The organism is Pedobacter riviphilus (assembly GCF_014692875.1).
Lineage (GTDB): Bacteria > Bacteroidota > Bacteroidia > Sphingobacteriales > Sphingobacteriaceae > Pedobacter > Pedobacter riviphilus.
Map to the genome: position 1 here is coordinate 2758897 of NZ_CP061171.1, position 16263 is coordinate 2775159.

At 37.0% G+C, this 16263-nt stretch carries 18 protein-coding genes and 2 pseudogenes; 8 read left to right on the forward strand and 12 right to left on the reverse strand.

From position 1 onward, the window contains the following. Positions 1-47: 47 nt before the first annotated feature. Positions 48-1166 carry a GNAT family N-acetyltransferase gene (locus H9N25_RS11280; RefSeq protein WP_167294869.1) on the forward strand — a complete coding sequence of 373 codons (1119 nt, stop codon included), beginning with the start codon at positions 48-50 and terminating at the stop codon, positions 1164-1166. Positions 1167-1395: 229 nt separating this feature from the next. Here the strand turns inward: H9N25_RS11280 and H9N25_RS11285 are convergent, their stop codons facing one another. The 9 genes from H9N25_RS11285 to H9N25_RS11325 all read right to left on the reverse strand — a co-directional run bounded on the left by H9N25_RS11285 (position 1396) and on the right by H9N25_RS11325 (position 8321). Beyond that, on the reverse strand, positions 1396-2325 hold the full coding sequence (locus H9N25_RS11285; protein WP_223833719.1) for an EamA family transporter: 930 nt from the start codon (positions 2323-2325) through the stop codon (positions 1396-1398). A gap of 5 nt (positions 2326-2330) precedes the next feature. Next, positions 2331-2810 carry an Lrp/AsnC family transcriptional regulator gene (locus H9N25_RS11290; RefSeq protein WP_190328964.1) on the reverse strand — a complete coding sequence of 160 codons (480 nt, stop codon included), beginning with the start codon at positions 2808-2810 and terminating at the stop codon, positions 2331-2333. Positions 2811-2929: 119 nt separating this feature from the next. Next, positions 2930-3250 (reverse strand): helix-turn-helix domain-containing protein, encoded by a 321-nt coding sequence (locus H9N25_RS11295; protein ID WP_190328965.1) that lies wholly within the window; start codon positions 3248-3250, stop codon positions 2930-2932. Between the two features lie 68 nt (positions 3251-3318). After that, complete coding sequence (locus tag H9N25_RS11300; RefSeq protein ID WP_190328966.1) at positions 3319-4671, reverse strand: UDP-N-acetylmuramate--L-alanine ligase; 1353 nt, start codon at positions 4669-4671, stop codon at positions 3319-3321. An 89-nt stretch (positions 4672-4760) separates the two neighbouring features. Then, complete coding sequence (prmA, locus tag H9N25_RS11305; protein WP_190328967.1) at positions 4761-5600, reverse strand: 50S ribosomal protein L11 methyltransferase; 840 nt, start codon at positions 5598-5600, stop codon at positions 4761-4763. Beyond that, positions 5601-6362, reverse strand: a complete 762-nt coding sequence (tpiA, locus tag H9N25_RS11310; RefSeq protein ID WP_167294874.1) for a triose-phosphate isomerase — start codon at positions 6360-6362, stop codon at positions 5601-5603. A gap of 17 nt (positions 6363-6379) precedes the next feature. Then, on the reverse strand, positions 6380-6832 hold the full coding sequence (locus H9N25_RS11315; RefSeq protein ID WP_190328968.1) for an RDD family protein: 453 nt from the start codon (positions 6830-6832) through the stop codon (positions 6380-6382). 43 nt (positions 6833-6875) lie between these two features. After that, positions 6876-8000: a putative sugar nucleotidyl transferase gene (locus H9N25_RS11320; RefSeq protein WP_330221103.1), complete on the reverse strand. Its 1125-nt coding sequence runs from the start codon at positions 7998-8000 to the stop codon at positions 6876-6878. Between the two features lie 72 nt (positions 8001-8072). Then, positions 8073-8321 (reverse strand): type B 50S ribosomal protein L31, encoded by a 249-nt coding sequence (locus H9N25_RS11325; protein ID WP_025142617.1) that lies wholly within the window; start codon positions 8319-8321, stop codon positions 8073-8075. Positions 8322-8608: 287 nt separating this feature from the next. On the opposite strand from H9N25_RS11325, the gene H9N25_RS11330 reads away from it, so the two are divergent. Both H9N25_RS11330 and H9N25_RS11335 read left to right on the forward strand, forming a co-directional pair. Further along, positions 8609-8776 carry a hypothetical protein gene (locus tag H9N25_RS11330; protein WP_167294876.1) on the forward strand — a complete coding sequence of 56 codons (168 nt, stop codon included), beginning with the start codon at positions 8609-8611 and terminating at the stop codon, positions 8774-8776. Between the two features lie 8 nt (positions 8777-8784). Further along, positions 8785-9483 carry a hypothetical protein gene (locus H9N25_RS11335; protein ID WP_190328969.1) on the forward strand — a complete coding sequence of 233 codons (699 nt, stop codon included), beginning with the start codon at positions 8785-8787 and terminating at the stop codon, positions 9481-9483. Here the strand turns inward: H9N25_RS11335 and H9N25_RS11340 are convergent. Then, a complete protein-coding gene (locus H9N25_RS11340; RefSeq protein ID WP_190328970.1) occupies positions 9480-9764 on the reverse strand; it encodes a hypothetical protein in 285 nt (94 codons plus the stop codon). The two genes, H9N25_RS11335 and H9N25_RS11340, sit on opposite strands and share 4 nt — an antisense overlap. A gap of 295 nt (positions 9765-10059) precedes the next feature. Continuing rightward, positions 10060-10467, reverse strand: coding sequence for a methylmalonyl-CoA epimerase (mce, locus tag H9N25_RS11345; protein ID WP_167294879.1), 408 nt, complete (start codon positions 10465-10467; stop codon positions 10060-10062). Between the two features lie 117 nt (positions 10468-10584). Between mce and H9N25_RS11350 the strand changes: the two genes are divergently transcribed. The 4 genes and pseudogenes from H9N25_RS11350 (at position 10585) to H9N25_RS11365 (ending at position 14786) form a co-directional block, all read left to right on the forward strand. Beyond that, positions 10585-11796, forward strand: coding sequence for an IscS subfamily cysteine desulfurase (locus H9N25_RS11350; RefSeq protein WP_167294880.1), 1212 nt, complete (start codon positions 10585-10587; stop codon positions 11794-11796). A gap of 112 nt (positions 11797-11908) precedes the next feature. Beyond that, positions 11909-12322 carry a Fe-S cluster assembly scaffold IscU gene (gene iscU, locus H9N25_RS11355; RefSeq protein ID WP_025142622.1) on the forward strand — a complete coding sequence of 138 codons (414 nt, stop codon included), beginning with the start codon at positions 11909-11911 and terminating at the stop codon, positions 12320-12322. 109 nt (positions 12323-12431) lie between these two features. Then, entirely contained in the window at positions 12432-12758 is a 327-nt protein-coding gene (locus H9N25_RS11360; protein ID WP_121284726.1) for a HesB/IscA family protein, read from the forward strand. Positions 12759-12870: 112 nt separating this feature from the next. Then, positions 12871-14786: pseudogene (locus tag H9N25_RS11365) on the forward strand (AMP-dependent synthetase/ligase). Between the two features lie 73 nt (positions 14787-14859). Here H9N25_RS11365 and H9N25_RS25445 read toward each other — a convergent pair. Next, a pseudogene (locus H9N25_RS25445) lies at positions 14860-15773 on the reverse strand (DUF2461 domain-containing protein). Positions 15774-15784: 11 nt separating this feature from the next. Between H9N25_RS25445 and H9N25_RS11375 the strand changes: the two are divergent. Further along, the gene (locus tag H9N25_RS11375; RefSeq protein ID WP_167294883.1) at positions 15785-16111 is read left to right on the forward strand and encodes an MGMT family protein; all 327 of its coding nucleotides are present in this window, start codon (positions 15785-15787) and stop codon (positions 16109-16111) included. Positions 16112-16263 lie beyond the last annotated feature (152 nt).

Here is a 16263-nt window from a genome sequence, read left to right on the forward strand (position 1 = left end):
AAGCATCCGACCGCTTGGTAGGATGCTTTTTATTTTAAAATCTGCCCATGCAAGTTATATCTGTAAGCAATTCATCATTAAAAAAAGACTTTCTAAACACCCCAAAAATCCTGTATAAAAACGATAAAAACTGGATCTGTCCATTGGATAGTGAAGTAGAAAATGTTTTTAATCCTGAAAAAAACACCTTTTTTGCGCATGGAAAATGTACCCGCTGGGTTTTAAAAGATGATGCAGGAAAACTGATCGGCCGTGTAGCAGCTTTTATAAATGAGAAAAAAGCTTACCATTACGACCAGCCAACCGGCGGGATGGGTTTTTTTGAATGTATTGATGATGAAAAAGCTGCCTTTCTTTTATTCGATACAGCTAAAAACTGGTTAACCGAAAATGGCATGAAAGCAATGGACGGTCCCATTAATTTTGGCGAAAATGATAGCTTCTGGGGCCTACTGGTTGAGGGCTTCACTCCCCCATCGTTTGGTATGAACTATAACTTTCCATACTATCAGAAATTTTTCGAGAAATATGGTTTTGTTACTGAATATGAGCAATTAACCAATCACATAAACCTTACTATTCCTTTTCCAGAGCGCTTTACCAAAATTGCCAACTGGGTAAGAAATAAACCAGGTTATACTTTCGAATATTTCAGCAAAGCCAATTCCAGTAAATACATTAATGATTTAATGGAAATTTACAATGATGGCTGGCAAAGTTTTGAAAACTTTGTTCCTATTAAAAAAGAAACCCTCGAAGAGAGTTTTAAAAGCATGGAACCCATTATGGACGAACATTTGATCCAGTTTGCCTACTTTAACGGCGAACCAGCATCATTTGTAGTGTTGATTCCTGATGCAAACCAGATGATAAAAGGTTTTGATGGAAAACTGGGTTTAATCGAAAAAATAAAGTTTGCTTACCGTCGCTGGGTGGGGGTTACGCGCATGCGCGCCATTGTTATGGGTACTAAACCTAAATTCCAGAAACACGGCTTAGAATCAGTTCTTTTTATCCGTTTGGGAGAATATGTATTGCCTAAAAATCAGTACAAAGAACTCGAATTGAGTTGGGTAGGCGATTTTAATGAACAGATGATTGCCATACATAAAGCTACAGGTGCAACCTTTGGCAAAAAACATTTGACGATGCGCAAGATATTTTAGTTATTTATCGTCATTTCGGCTGAAACTTACTAATTTTTTCATCACCGGCGAAATGGATAAATCTTTAAACTGTACTTATAGATTTATCCATTTCGTTATACTTCAGCCGAAACGACGGTTTTGAGATATTCCATCATCCTCGTTAAAAACGAGAGTGCACGAGAACAGCGATTTTATCGCCATTTCCCTTTCCGCATTCTAGATCTCGCTGGCCCTCATTATAAATAACCTACGCGCTTTTATATTTCGGCAGATTAATCAACAGTACACTTCCCAAAATAATCACCAGCCCGATCACCTGGGTAAGGCCAATTACCTCATTGGTGAATGTTAAGCTTAATAACACTGCTACTACTGGGTTTACATAAGCATAAGTACTCACCTGTGTAGCCGGACGCACTTTTAACAACCACACATAGGCACTAAACGCTGCAATTGAACCAAACAGAATAAGATAAACGATAGATAACCAAGCATCAAGCGGTATGTTTCCCCAATCGAGTAATTTAAATTCTGATTTCAAAATACTACCTGGAAAGAAAGCCAAACTGGCCATCAACATCTGCCAGCCTGTGTTAACAGAAACCGAGCTACCGGTAGTGGGATGATATTTTGAATAAAGCGATCCTCCAGCCCAGGCAATCGGCCCAAAAACAAGCAGTACCATACCAATAATCTGTAGATTACTTTGAGGTTTATCAAGCGACTGCCTAATCTGATCGCCAAACAAGAGCACAACCCCTAGAAATCCGATGATCAAACCTGAAACGATATATTTATTACTCAGATTTTCTTTCCAGTGTGATTTATCTAAAATAACAAACCATATTGCTGCCGAGGCCACCATAATAGCCACTAAACCGCTCGGAATAAACTGCTCTACCCAAATTACGATACCATTCCCCAAGCCAAGCATTAAAATTCCACTTACCGCAGCAATTTTTATCGTTTTTTTATTAAAAATGTCCTCTCCTTTTATTTTGCACCAAGTTAACATCAAAACTCCCGCAATTGAAAAACGGACTGTTCCCAAGATAAATGGCGGAAACCCAGCCAAAGCTTTTTGGATAAAAAAATAGGTAGAACCCCATACGATATATACGATGGCAAATGCGAGGTAAACCATTACCGGAGATGCCTTTTTATTTAAATTTGTCATGATTTTTATTTTTCGGGAATAATCAATTGTTGCTGTTCTTTTACCGTTTCTAATACAATAGTTGTCTTCACCGATAAAATATTAGGAACCTTGCTAAACTCATCGCGTAACAAAGCCATTAACGATGCCGAATCAGTGGTTCTTACTTTCACCAAAAAACAATCATCACCAGCTATTACATGCACCTCCTGCACGTCAGGGATTTTCGCTAATTCGTTTGCGGTGTCATTACAACTGAAGCTTTGCGAAGATTTAATGGAGATAAAAGCCAACAACTTTAAGTTAACCGCAACAGGATTTACCTTGGCATTGTATCCGGTAATTACATTCTTTTTTTCCAGCTTTTTTACGCGCTCCAATACGGCTGAAGGAACAAGATCCAATGCCTTTGCTAAATCTACATTCGAGATCCGGGCATTATCTTGCATAAGTTTAAGTATAGCCAGATCGATATGATCCAAACTAAAATTGTTTTCGATTACCATTCTATAAAACTATAAATATTTAGAATAAAATTCAAAATATTTTAATAAAAAATGAATTTTATTCTTTAATATAATTTTATAATGACAATTAGTCGGAAAAACAATAAATAAGCCACATTTTATATTCCCAGCTTATCATACAGATCGATCACTTTTTTACGAAGTTTATTAATCTCCTCTTCTTTTTCTATTAGTTCCTTTTTAAGCGCGGTTAGTTCTTCAGATGAATTAGATCCTTCTGATTGTCCAGCAATCAGCTGCATTACCGGAACCTTAAAAGTTTTGGAAATCTGGAGTAAACGGGAAATATTGAGATCGGTCTGACCCGTCTCTATTTTGCAGAAAGCCGGAGTAGAAATATTAAGCTTTTTAGCGGCATCCGCCTGACTTAAACCTAAGGCCAACCTACTTTGCTTAATGTGATCTCCAATGCTTTTCATAGTTTTTTAGATATTGGATACTAGATGATATGAGAGACTGAAGCACTCTCAAATCTCATGTTTCATAGCTATTTCTTCAATGCAGCTGCCAGCTCGGGTAGATCGAAACCAGCATAATTGCCAGAGCTCATCATAAGCAGGTTAGCATCTTTATAGTTGAGGCTTAACAAATAGTCTTTTAATTTTGCTGCATCATTAAAAAACTTCAGTTTTGGATTAGCAAAAGCCTGCTGAACATCGTCCTCAGAAAAAGGCTCCATCCGCTTTTGTTCGAAAGATTTAATATCAATAAATACGATTGCCTCATCGGCTTTATCCATCGCGCCTGTATATTCTTTCAGGAAATCCTTGTTCAAACTGCTAAAAGTATGCAATTCGATACAGGCTACTAATTTACGGTTAGCAAACTGTGCTTTAACTGCATCGATAGTGGCTTTTAGTTTTGACGGTGAATGCGCAAAGTCTTTGTAAACGTTGGTCGATTCATCAGCTGATATGACCTCTAAACGCTTAGCTGCGCCAGTAAACGAAGAAATAGCCTCATCAAACTCGGCTTCACTAATTTCTAATTGTTTGCACACCAATTTAGCTGCATTTAGATTCATCAGGTTGTGATCACCAAATATTTTTAAAGCTGTTTCTTCGGGAAGCAGATAAGTTACCCCGTTTCTAATTTCATGTGCTGGAATGGCATAACCAATTTTTGAAACATTAGCTTTTGATTGCGTTACAATTTCATTTAAATCAGCGTCAGCCTTACAGTAAATCAAGGTACCATTAGGCTCAATGGTATCTATAAATTTATCAAACTGCAAAGTATAATCAGCATAAGTAGGAAAAACATTGATGTGATCCCATGCAATACCACTAATTACCGCAACATTTGCCTTGTAAAGATGAAATTTAGGTCTTCTATCAATCGGCGAAGACAAATATTCGTCACCCTCAATAACCATTATAGGCGCTTCTTCGGTAACTTTCACCATAGTTTCGAAACCAGCCAGCTGTGCGCCCACCAAATAATCGAAATCGCGTTTATAATAATTAAGCACATGTAAAATCATACTGGTAATAGTTGTTTTACCATGACTACCACCAATTACGACGCGTAATTTATTTTTACTTTGCTCGTATATATATTCAGGATAAGAATAAATTTTAACACCTAATTCTTGTGCCTTCAATAACTCTGGATTATCTATGCGGGCATGCATGCCTAAAATCACAGCATCTAAATCATTTGAAATGCGATTTTCATCCCAACCCATTTCAGTCGGTAATAAACCATATTTATCCAAGCGGGATTTTGCAGGCTCGAAAATCACATCATCAGATCCTGAAATTTGATATCCTTTTTTATGTAAGGCGATGGCCAGATTGTGCATCGCACTTCCACCAATCGCAATAAAATGTATGCGCATATAATTTAATTATTGAAAGAGAGAAAGATTGAATGAGAGAATGGGTATGGTGTTAAAAATCAATCATTTTCTCATTTAAAATTCAATCATTATTTTTTCTCGAACTGAGCCGCAACCCAATCGCCATTTTGTTTATGATCAACATATTTAATGCCATATTTAGCACATTCCGCGGTAATCATGCTCAAATCCGGATCGAGGTAAAAACCACTGAAGAAAATCTTACCCCCTCCTTTTAATACTTCAGCGTAGCGATGGATCTGATCCAGCAGGATATTTCTATTAATATTGGCAAAGATTACATCGTATTCATCATCAGGAATCACTTCTTTACTACCACAAAGTGCCTTTAAATTATCTACCTGGTTAAGCGCAGCATTTTCTACCGTACTCTCGTAACAGATATCATCATAATCGATAGCCAGTAAACTTTTAGTACCTAGTTTTGCAGCCAGAATAGCTAAAATTCCGGTTCCGCAGCCCATATCGAGGATGTTTTTATCCTTTAAATCGGCTGCCAAAATATACTGCATCACCATGGTGGTAGTTTGGTGGTGACCAGTACCGAAAGCCATTTTAGGATCGATCACAATCTCGTACGGATATGATGGCTGAGGCTCATGAAAGGTTGCCCTTACATAACATACATCATCAATAATCAACGGACTAAAATTTTTCTCCCATTCGGCATTCCAGTTTTCGTCCGCAACATCTTCTAAAGTATAATCCGTTACAAACTCTTCGCTATAATTACCCAGCAGGTCTTTTAATTCCTGCTCGTTAAAGTTGTCTTTGATTACGAAAGCCGTAAACCCACTCTCACTATCTTCAAAAGTATCGAAACCTAAATCGGCAAGATCACTAATAAGCAGATCCTGTTGATAGTCTTCGATACTTTTGAATGTAAATATTGCTTTTATGTATTGCATCTAGCTGTTTAATGCTTTAATAATATCTGTAAAATCGCGCGACTTTAATGATGCACCACCAATTAGACCGCCATCAATATCGTTTTGAGAAAATAAGCTCGCCGCATTGCTTGGGTTACAGCTTCCGCCATATAAAATGGTCGTATCATCAGCCACATTAAAACCATAATTAGCTTGGATTTCACTGCGGATAAAAGCATGAATATCTTGCGCCTGCTCTGGAGAAGCGGTTAAACCAGTGCCAATAGCCCAAACTGGCTCGTAAGCAATAACCAATTTTTTAAAGTCTTCTTCAGCTAAACTAAAAATACCTTCTACCAATTGTTTTTTTAATACTTCGTAATAACTGCCGTTGTTACGCTCGTCTAAAGTTTCGCCGATACAGAAAATCGGGGTTAAGCCATTGGCTAAAGCAACTTTAGTTTTTTCAGCTAATAAAGCATCGCTTTCAGCGAAATACTGCCTGCGTTCTGAGTGGCCTAAAATCACATATTCTGCACCAACAGATTTCACCATTTTAGCCGAAGTTTCGCCTGTATATGCACCACTTTCTTTATCGCTAATATTTTGAGCGCCAATTTTAACATCGTTACCACCCAATTTTGCCAAGCTGTTTAAATGAATAAACGGTGAGCAAATAATAGCCAGCTGATCGCCTTTGCGTTCATCTTTAACCATATTTACGATTTCGCTGAATAACGAAACACCTTCGTTATAATCTAAGTTCATTTTCCAGTTACCGGCAACAATCTTTTTTCTCATTTTGTATTAGTTTTATTTTAATTAAAAGGTCTTATTGGTCCTAAATTTTGTTCGGGATCTGTTATGTCAATTACAAGTGTTTTTGCAAATGCATCACCCGCCCGCTGATGTTTTTCTGAATTTTTAACAAGAAGAAATGCAATGAACCCAAAGCAAAAAAAGTCGATAGGATCAAAAAAACGTCGTTTAACTGCTTGGGTAAACCCAATTTTTTCGCCATGCAAGGTTACAACTTTTAAATTAAATGATTGATGCCCTAACGTAGCTCCATACATACCTTCTGCAACCACGAAATAAAGTAACCAAAAGATAAAAACAAGCAAAACGCCACTTCCTGATATGGCATATTTTCCTTCTTCAGTATGATCTCCAAAAAAAATAAGATAAGCAACAAAACAGACAAAAAAGAGTCCGTAATCTAAAATAGATGCATTAATTTTTTTTGTAATATTAGCTTTATATTTCCTCATGGTTAAAATCGCCTATACGATTCGGTTAATTCAAATACTTTGGTCAGGATGTTTTTTCAACCTCATTAAAGGCTACATCCTTTCTGGCAAACACCTTTTCGGTTGTTTCGAACATTTTATTCAGTTTATAGGTGTCGAAACCGCTAGCACCTCCCCAACTAAAATCGGGTATATGGTGTGGAGGAAAGCCCGCGCCAAAAACATTAGCCCCAATACCAACCACACTACCTGTGTTAAACATGGTATTTATGCCCGATTTAGCATGATCGGCCATAATTAAACCACAAAACTGCAGGTTAGTATTGCGCATTTTTTTGCCTTCGTAATCGTAAAGTTTTACTTCGGCATAGTTGTTTTTTAAATTAGAATTGTTGGTATCGGCACCTATATTGCACCACTCGCCCATTACCGAATTGCCCAGATACCCCTCATGGCCTTTGGCCGAATTGCCCCAAATTACCGAATTATTAATTTCGCCACCGGCACGACTGTTTGGACCAATGGTAGTGCCCGAGTATATTTTAGCCCCCATTTTTACAGATGAATTTTCGCAAAGGGCAAAAGAGCCTCTTATTAAACTACCTTCCCACACTTCAGCATTTTTACCAATGTAAATAGGTCCGTAGGCACTATTTAAAACACTGCATTCTACTTTGGCACCTTCTTCAAGAAAAATATCATCGCCGAGCAACTGATTGGTACTGCTTAACTTTGTCGAACTGCGTCCTTCGGTTAACAATTTAAAATCTTTTCTGATCTCGGTTGGATTATTTCCGAAAATATGTTCTGGATAAACAATATGTGTAAAATTACCTGTGTATTCTACCGGCTTTAGCGATTTAACCGATTCTAAGTCGTGCTGATCTGCGATATATGCGATTATGACATCTCTTTTGTAAAGCACTTCACCTGCTTTAAGCTTATCTACGGCGTTTAGCAAAGCTTCATCTGGACAAACAGAACCGCTTATAAACAAATCGGCATTGGATTTTGGTGCAAATTTTACAGAGAGGTAATCTTGGGTATGAAAGCCAAAATCGGCCTTTAAATATTTAGCCCATTTCTCGGCAATGGTTAAAATCCCTATGCGTAAGTCGGCAACAGGCCTGGTAAACGTAAGTGGACGTAGGGACATCCAAGAAGAATCATCAAATAGATTGATTGTCATAAGTAGCAAAAATAAAAAAAGTCCCGATGCTTTTGGCAAAGGGACTTCAAAAAATGCTTTTTGTTGCTAAAATTATTTCTTAGCGTAACGGTTTTTGAATTTATCGATACGTCCTGCTGTATCAACCAATTTCATTTTACCAGTATAAAAAGGGTGAGAAGTATGTGAAATCTCTAATTTGTAAAGAGGATACTCGTTACCATCTTCCCATTTAATTGTTTCTTTAGTATCTACGCAAGATTTTGTTAAGAAAGCATACTCGTTAGACATGTCTTTAAAAACAACTGGTCTGTAGCTTGTTGGGTGCAAATCTTTTTTCATTTGAATATTATTTTTAGTTATTTGTGTGAAAGCATCAAGAACATTCTTGCAATTTGCTGGCAACAACGCTTATGACATTTCCTATTAGTCTTTCTACCTCTATTTTAGAGGATGCAAATATCTTAATTTTATTTTTGATTTACAAGCCTAAATAAAGAATTTTAAATTATATGTTTTTTCTGCCTTTGGAAGAGCTAAAACACATCAGTGGCCCATTAAGGCAAATTAAACTTTTTAAGCTGAATATTGTTTTTCAGATATTTAAAAAATATATGTAAATTTGATATATGAGAAAACACGGCGAATTAGATGGCATCATCCATGCAGATAGCAGCGGAAAGCTCTACATTAAAAGTCCTGATTTTTTTGCACAGCCAAGGGTTATCCAAATGGTGGGTGCATTAATGCAATCGAGTATTTTTAAAAAGATAGAAAAGGATAAAAACAAGAAATAACCTTATAGATGCCTTTTAACCTACTTTTATTCCCTCTTGTAGGCGGCTACTATATATTAATCAGGTTCAGGTACCTGCGGTATGTACAATATCGGCTCGAAAGCCAGCGTATATTATTAAACTCCGCTTTTGCAGGTATCTTATTACTCGGCGCATGTTTTATACTAAGGGCGATTTTTATTGCCATCTGGCCAGAAACCATTGAATGCCTTAGCAAATTACTCCCAATCCATGCGCCTTATTTCGGCACTACCAGCCTATCGTTATTAGTTGCTGTAGCCGCCACAGAAATTGCCAATCTTTTCATTAACCGACTAAATGCCATTAGAAGGGCTATAGCAACATCAGGAAATGAATTTGAATTATTACTAAGTTCATCTTTTTTTGATGCCCACCTTTTACAGTTTACTATGGATAGTGGAAAATTCTATATTGGGTGGGTAAAAGAATTACCAAAGCCATTTACCACCAGTTATATCCGCATTACTCCTGCTTTTAGCGGTTACCGCAAGGCTGATGATAAGGAATTGGTTTTTACCACACAGTATTTAACGGTTTATGCCAGTTATATAGAAGATGGTTCTGTAGCAAATACCGATGAATTGAAAACAGATCTCGTACTGAAAGCGGATAAGATCAATTCTATTTCTTTTTTTGATATGGATATGTACAACCGCTTTAATCCATCACAGGAAGAAGCATCCTAATCCTTTTTCGGACTGTATTTGTTCCAGGTTTCTATTTTAGCCTTCTGACGGGCAATATAGGCATCGGCAATTACTTCAGCAGAACTCGAGCCTTCAACCGTTTCCAGCAGTTCCTTTAGCTTATACTGATCTACATCAGCCTTATACAAAATCTGGATGAGCTTCGGAAAATCGTTATCAATCAGGTAAGCAAAGGCATCAACCATCGCATCCCGCAACTGATCCTCAGAAAGATGATCTGGTATATCGAAATCTTTGTTGATGATACTAATTAACGACATAGAATAGGATTTTTATGATTATTGGATTTTAAGATCATGGTTATTAGAATATGATTGATTAATACTGGGTTTAGGCAATTTGCCCTCCTCCCAAGAACCACAGGCCAAAATTAACTAAACCTGATAATAGCGGCAGCTCCGATTCTTCATCGAAACTATAGCGGTTAGCAGGGCTACAGATACTATGGAATACGGAACCGTTCGTTTTCAAAAAAAGTAAATATATTTAAATTGACACCCCGTCTTGCAGGTACCCTCTAAAAGAGGGAAATAAAGCAATCGCATCTACATTCTTCTACACCCATTTAATTTCCTGGCAGATTTCAATCAGTACGCCATTGGTATCTTTTGGATGCACGAAACACACCATTTTATTATCAGCCCCTTTTTTTGGCGATTCGTTAAGCAGCACGAAGCCTTCTTTGTGCAAACGCTCCATTTCGGCAAGAATATCATCAACCAGAAAAGCAATGTGATGGATCCCCTCTCCTTTTTTCTCGATAAATTTGGCAATTGCACTATCAGGAGCTGTAGATTGGAGCAATTCTACCTTATTTTCGCCGGTTTTAAAGAAAGCCGTATTTACAAATTCGGATGCAACCTGCTCTGTTTTATAGCAATCGGTATTGAGCAGTTTCTGATAAATGTTTATAGAACTATTAAGGTCTTTTACCGCGATGCCGATGTGTTCTATCTTATTCATAGATTATAAGGTTATGTGAATGTAAAAATGCGGCTTTTCTCTATAAGGTCATAGCTATTATTTATAATTGTTAAATAAGTTTTTTCGTATCTTTGTGTTATAATTAACAGAATAGAGATGAAACAGCCGATATATTTAGATAATAATGCTACAACCCCGTTAGATCCGAGGGTGTTGGAAGCAATGCTACCTTACTTTACTGAGAAATTTGGAAATGCTGCGAGCCGCAACCATGCGTTTGGCTGGGTAGCAGAAGAAGGAGTAGATTATGCTCGTGAACAGGTAGCCAAACTAATCGGCTGTACTGAAAAAGAAATTATTTTTACATCAGGTGCTACTGAAGCCGATAACCTGGCTATTAAAGGTGTATTTGAAATGTACAAAGAAAAAGGTAACCACATCATTACTGCGGTTACTGAACATAAAGCGGTTTTAGATACTTGCAAGCACCTAGAGAAAAACGGTGCACGTGTAACTTATTTAGGCGTTAAAGAAGACGGTTTAATTGATTTAGCTGAATTAGAAGCTGCCATGACTCCTGAAACTATTTTGGTTTCGATTATGTATGGTAACAACGAAATTGGTGTAATTCAACCGGTAAAAGAAATTGCAGCAATTGCACACAAACACGGTGCTTTATTTATGACTGACGCAACACAGGCGGTTGGTAAAATCCCTGTTGATGTTAATGCGGACGGTATTGACTTAATGGCTTTCTCGGCACATAAAATGTACGGACCGAAAGGTGTTGGCGTACTTTACGTTCGCCGTAAAAACCCAAGGGTTAAAGTTACTGCACAAATGGACGGTGGCGGCCATGAGCGCGGAATGCGTTCTGGGACTTTAAACGTTCCTGGTATTGTTGGTTTAGGTAAAGCCTGCGAACTTTGCCGCTTAGAAATGGAAACTGAATCAGTTCGTTTGGCTGCTTTACGTGACAAATTAGAGTCTACTTTAAGCAAAATGGAAGAGAGTTATGTTAATGGTAATACACAACACCGTTTACCACACGTAGCCAATATCTCTTTCAAATATGTTGAGGGTGAAGGTTTAATGATGGCAATGAGTGATTTAGCGGTATCTTCAGGATCAGCTTGTACTTCAGCATCTTTAGAACCATCTTATGTATTGAAAAGTTTAGGTTTATCTGATGATTTAGCACACTCTTCTATCCGTTACGGTTTAGGAAGGTTTACTACAGAAGCAGAAATTGATCAGGCAATTGAAGTGACTCAAAAAGCAGTTAATCACTTAAGAGAACTTTCTCCACTTTGGGAAATGTTTAAAGAGGGAATCGATTTGAGTAAAATTGAATGGGCAGAACACTAGTTCAGTTTGAAGTTAGCAGTTTGCAATTTTGAGTAGGCAAACTGATAATTGAAAATTGATAATTGATAACTAAAAATAAAATTGCTCCGTAAGGAGATAAAAAAATAAAATCATGGCATATTCAGAAAAAGTAATTGACCATTACAATAACCCACGTAACGTAGGTACATTAAATAAAGACAGCAAATTTGTAGGAACAGGATTAGTTGGTGCACCAGAGTGTGGCGACGTAATGCGTTTACAGATTGAAGTTGGAGAAGATAACGTAATCACTGATGCTAAATTTAAAACATTTGGTTGTGGTTCGGCTATTGCTTCTTCTTCTTTAGCTACCGAATGGTTAAAAGGAAAAACAATTGATGAGGCTTTATCTATTGATAATATGGATATTGTTGAAGAATTGGCTCTACCTCCAGTAAAAATTCACTGCTCAGTTTTAGCAGAAGATGCAATTAAATCGGCCATTAACGATTATCGCGTTAAAAATGGTTTAGAAGCAATTGTATTAGAAAAATCGCACCATTAAGACTAGTATAAAGTATTATAGTATCAAGTATCAAGACTGTAGTAGTTCAATCTTGATACTTGATACTAACAACTCGATACTAAATACTTGATACTAAATACTCGATACCATGATAACGATAACAGATAAAGCAAAAGATAAAATAGACCATTTAATGCAGGATTCGGAGATGGGTTCTGATTACTTTTTACGTGTTTCAGTAAAAGGTGGTGGCTGTTCGGGCTTATCATACAATCTGGATTTTGATAACGAAGAGCAAAAAGGCGATCAGTTTTTTGAAGACAAAGGAATTAAAATTGCTTTAGATATGAAATCTTTCCTTTACCTAGCTGGAACGGAATTAGATTTTACAGATGGTTTAAACGGAAAAGGTTTCAACTTTATAAATCCAAATGCCAGCCGTAGCTGTGGCTGTGGCGAAAGCTTCTCTGTTTAAAATCTTATAAAACATATTATTTAAGGGCCCCGAAATTTTCGGGGCCCTTTTGTATTTTTAATCCAAAAAGCCTTATTATTGTTAATTATAATTAGCGGACAAAATTACGAGCATGCCATTAATAAACGAGTTTTCAACTGTTCCTACCTTATTGCGGAATGTTGTCAAAAATATTCACAAACCTCAGGAAACCTTTTTAATCCATAAACAGGGTGCGGAATGGGCTGAAATTTCTTATGAAGACACCTTAAAAAGAGCTGATGCTGTTTCTGCATTTTTCTTGGAAAAAGGAATAAAAAAAGGCGATCGTTTAGGCTTAATGATCGAGAATTCGCCTGAATATGTATACTATGATCAGGGAATCCAGCAAATTGGTGTAATTAATGTATCTATTTACCCTACGCTTTCTGAGCAAGAGGTGGCCTATATTATTAACGACTCGGGCATAAAAGCTATTCTTGTTGGGAACAACTTTCTATACCGTAAAGTATTAAAGGTAGCGGCCAATTGTAAACAGTTAAAATATATTATTCCTGCTTTTAAAGATTTTGAAAAAGTTGTTATTCCCGAGGATGTACACGTAGAAGTTATTGCTTTTTCTGATATCCTGGCACTTAAACACCAAATTACTGCTGCCGAAAGGGCTGATATTGACCAATGCAGAAGCTTGGTTTTACCTGAAGATGTTTCCTCTTTAATTTATACTTCGGGAACAACAGGCACCCCAAAAGGTGTAATGCTTACCCATCATAACTTTGTTAAAAATGTGGAGGTTTGTTTACAACAGATCCCTGTGATTGACCAAACTGAAACTTTCCTTTCCTTTCTGCCGCTGTCGCACGTATTCGAGCGTACAGCCACTTACCATGTTTGCTGTGCACAAGGCTGTAAAATTGCTTTTGCACAAAGTTTAGAGTTATTGGCTAAAAATATGGGAGAAGTTCGTCCTACGGTGATGAGCTGCGTTCCGCGTCTTTTAGAACGCATTCATGATAAAGCCATAAAAGGAGGAACTGCGGGAGGTGGTACAAAAGCAAAAATATTTACCTGGGCGCTGGAAATAGGCAACAAATACCGTGTAGCAAAAGAGGCGGGCAAAAATCCGGGTCTTATTTTATCCGCAAAAAAAGGGATTGCAGAGAAATTGGTTTTTAGTAAAATCAAAGAAAAAACAGGTGGCCGCTTAAAATTTATGATTTCGGGTGGAGCTGCACTCCCTAAAAATGTGGGTGAGTTTTTTGGCGATCTGGGTATTAAAATATTAGAAGGTTTTGGTTTAACAGAAACCTCGCCAGTAATGTCTGTTACCGAATATCACAGGCAGGTATATGGTACGGTTGGGCGTGTAATTCCGGGTATTGAAGTAGGCATACAAGAGGTAGAAAGCAAAGAAATGCTGAGCATCCAAACACACAATACCTTTAACGAAGAATTTGAATGCGCCGAAGGTGAAGTAATTGTTAGAGGCCATTGCGTAATGAAAGGTTACTTTAACAAACCTGCAGAAACTGCCGAAGCCATAGACAAAGACATGTGGTTCCATACCGGAGACATTGGCCGCTTTTATAAAGGTAATCTTCAGATCACCGATCGTTTAAAAAACATGATCGTAAATGCGTACGGCAAAAATGTTTACCCTACCCGGTAGAAAATATTTATTTGAAAAGCCCAAAAATTGATCAACTTTTTTTAATTGGAGATAAACGTGAGTTTATTACGGCAATTATTATCCCGAACAGGGAAACTTTAGAAGAAACCTTTAAACTCAAACCATCGTTTTTTGAAGAGGCTGATCCTTTTATCCGCAACCCTGAAATTATTGAATGGATGGAGCAGGACATCAAAAAAATATCTAACGAACTGGCCAAATTTGAGCGCATTAAAAATTTTAAGATCAAGCGTAATCCTTTCAATATAGATGAAGGAGAAATTACCCCTACCATGAAAGTTAAACGACGTATTGTAGAAAAGAAATATGCCGAAGCCATTAACGAAATGTATGAGGAAGGTATAGAAGCTGAATCATAATTAAAAAAGGGTCATCATTACAAAAAATTAGTATGATGACCCTTTATTTTTTTGCAGCAATCGTAAAAATCAATTACAGATCCATTCCATTTGCATCGGTTGTCAATATTTCGCTCATATAATCAAAGAAAGGACGCATATTTTTAAATTCCTGATTGCAGTGCCCTATGAATTCTTTACTTAAAACTTCCTGATCTGTAAATCGATGAACTAACAAAAATTGTTTATAACGTAATAGATCGATATCCGGATGATCTCCATCAAAGCCCTTTGGAGCTGTTTTCAATTGCTCGCCTTTCAAAGTCTCGAAAGAAGCAATAAAAGTTTTATCATTTAATATTGCTCTCAAAGGCTGGGCATCAAAACTTATATTTTCCCTTATCAATTTTAAATCTTGTGGGGAGGGCCGAAAAAGCCACCAGCTACAAAACTATTACCTGGTTCGATGTGAAAATAGTAGCCACCCCTTCTTTGTTTACCTGCCCGTTTAAAACTTCCACTCCAATGTGTTTTATAAGGTGTTTTATCGTTTGAAAAACGGGTATCCCGATAAATCCGGTATAAACTTTTCTTTCCCGATGGTGTTTCAATTACATCATGGGTATTCATAAGATCTAATAAATCCTGTGCAAAAGATGCTATATAGGTATGTTCTTTCTGGTAGGCTATTTTATGATCATTAAACCACTCACGTTCGTTGTTATTTTTTAATAAACTTAAAAACTCAAAACAAGAAGGTGGTATTTGCTTAATATTGGGCATATTTTTTAAATGGCTATTCACATCCAAACAAATATAACATCTGTGAAACACTAAATTCATATCGCAGAAAAATTTACTCGATGAAATACTTAAAAACTTCAGAAAGGTTAACCACGGAGTAGCTATTAGACCAATGAAACTATATAAAGCCCTTAATAAAATAAATTCCCAATGACGAATTATGAAATAGATATAATAGATATATTTAATAGCTTTATATATCATTTTTCAAAACAATGAAACACGATTTATTTTTTGAACAGGTTTGGGATTTAACCAGGGAAATACCCAAGGGAAGGGTAACATCGTACGGAGCAATTGCAAAAGCCATTGGCACGCCTAATCTATCGAGAATGGTTGCTAGAGCCATTGGTGCTTGTGGAGCAGCACAATCTCCTGTGCCTTATTATAGGGTAATCAGCAGTAACGGCTTGCTCAGCGGCGATCCATCATCTACAGCTAAAAGACAGGAACTCCTCGAACGCGAAGGCGTTGAAATTAAAAACCTGAAAGTTCAAAACCTTAAAAAGGTATTCTGGGATCCGTTGATTGATATGGAATAAAGTATCATAGGTTAAGCTTCCGATCATCCATTTTTTATCTCATTGGCTTTAACATGCTAAAATCCATTTTTATATCAAACAAAGCATTTAGTAATTACAATAGCTTTCTTATCTTTGCAACCATCTGTTTTAAGTGGATAGCTAATTGGTAC

What these genes read in the sequence shown, in the direction of transcription:
- tpiA (WP_167294874.1), bottom strand. Translation starts at nt 6,362, where the DNA reads ATGAGAAAAAAGATTGTTGCCGGTAACTGGAAAATGAACTTAGATTAT.
- H9N25_RS11350 (WP_167294880.1), top strand. Translation starts at nt 10,585, where the DNA reads ATGAAACAGCCGATATATTTAGATAATAATGCTACAACCCCGTTAGAT.
- mce (WP_167294879.1), bottom strand. Translation starts at nt 10,467, where the DNA reads ATGAATAAGATAGAACACATCGGCATCGCGGTAAAAGACCTTAATAGT.
- iscU (WP_025142622.1), top strand. Translation starts at nt 11,909, where the DNA reads ATGGCATATTCAGAAAAAGTAATTGACCATTACAATAACCCACGTAAC.
- H9N25_RS11330 (WP_167294876.1), top strand. Translation starts at nt 8,609, where the DNA reads ATGAGAAAACACGGCGAATTAGATGGCATCATCCATGCAGATAGCAGC.
- H9N25_RS11325 (WP_025142617.1), bottom strand. Translation starts at nt 8,321, where the DNA reads ATGAAAAAAGATTTGCACCCAACAAGCTACAGACCAGTTGTTTTTAAA.
- H9N25_RS11360 (WP_121284726.1), top strand. Translation starts at nt 12,432, where the DNA reads ATGATAACGATAACAGATAAAGCAAAAGATAAAATAGACCATTTAATG.
- H9N25_RS11290 (WP_190328964.1), bottom strand. Translation starts at nt 2,810, where the DNA reads ATGGTAATCGAAAACAATTTTAGTTTGGATCATATCGATCTGGCTATA.
- H9N25_RS11295 (WP_190328965.1), bottom strand. Translation starts at nt 3,250, where the DNA reads ATGAAAAGCATTGGAGATCACATTAAGCAAAGTAGGTTGGCCTTAGGT.
- H9N25_RS11335 (WP_190328969.1), top strand. Translation starts at nt 8,785, where the DNA reads ATGCCTTTTAACCTACTTTTATTCCCTCTTGTAGGCGGCTACTATATA.
- H9N25_RS11375 (WP_167294883.1), top strand. Translation starts at nt 15,785, where the DNA reads ATGAAACACGATTTATTTTTTGAACAGGTTTGGGATTTAACCAGGGAA.
- prmA (WP_190328967.1), bottom strand. Translation starts at nt 5,600, where the DNA reads ATGCAATACATAAAAGCAATATTTACATTCAAAAGTATCGAAGACTAT.
- H9N25_RS11300 (WP_190328966.1), bottom strand. Translation starts at nt 4,671, where the DNA reads ATGCGCATACATTTTATTGCGATTGGTGGAAGTGCGATGCACAATCTG.
- H9N25_RS11280 (WP_167294869.1), top strand. Translation starts at nt 48, where the DNA reads ATGCAAGTTATATCTGTAAGCAATTCATCATTAAAAAAAGACTTTCTA.
- H9N25_RS11285 (WP_223833719.1), bottom strand. Translation starts at nt 2,325, where the DNA reads ATGACAAATTTAAATAAAAAGGCATCTCCGGTAATGGTTTACCTCGCA.
- H9N25_RS11320 (WP_330221103.1), bottom strand. Translation starts at nt 8,000, where the DNA reads ATGACAATCAATCTATTTGATGATTCTTCTTGGATGTCCCTACGTCCA.
- H9N25_RS11315 (WP_190328968.1), bottom strand. Translation starts at nt 6,832, where the DNA reads ATGAGGAAATATAAAGCTAATATTACAAAAAAAATTAATGCATCTATT.
- H9N25_RS11340 (WP_190328970.1), bottom strand. Translation starts at nt 9,764, where the DNA reads ATGTCGTTAATTAGTATCATCAACAAAGATTTCGATATACCAGATCAT.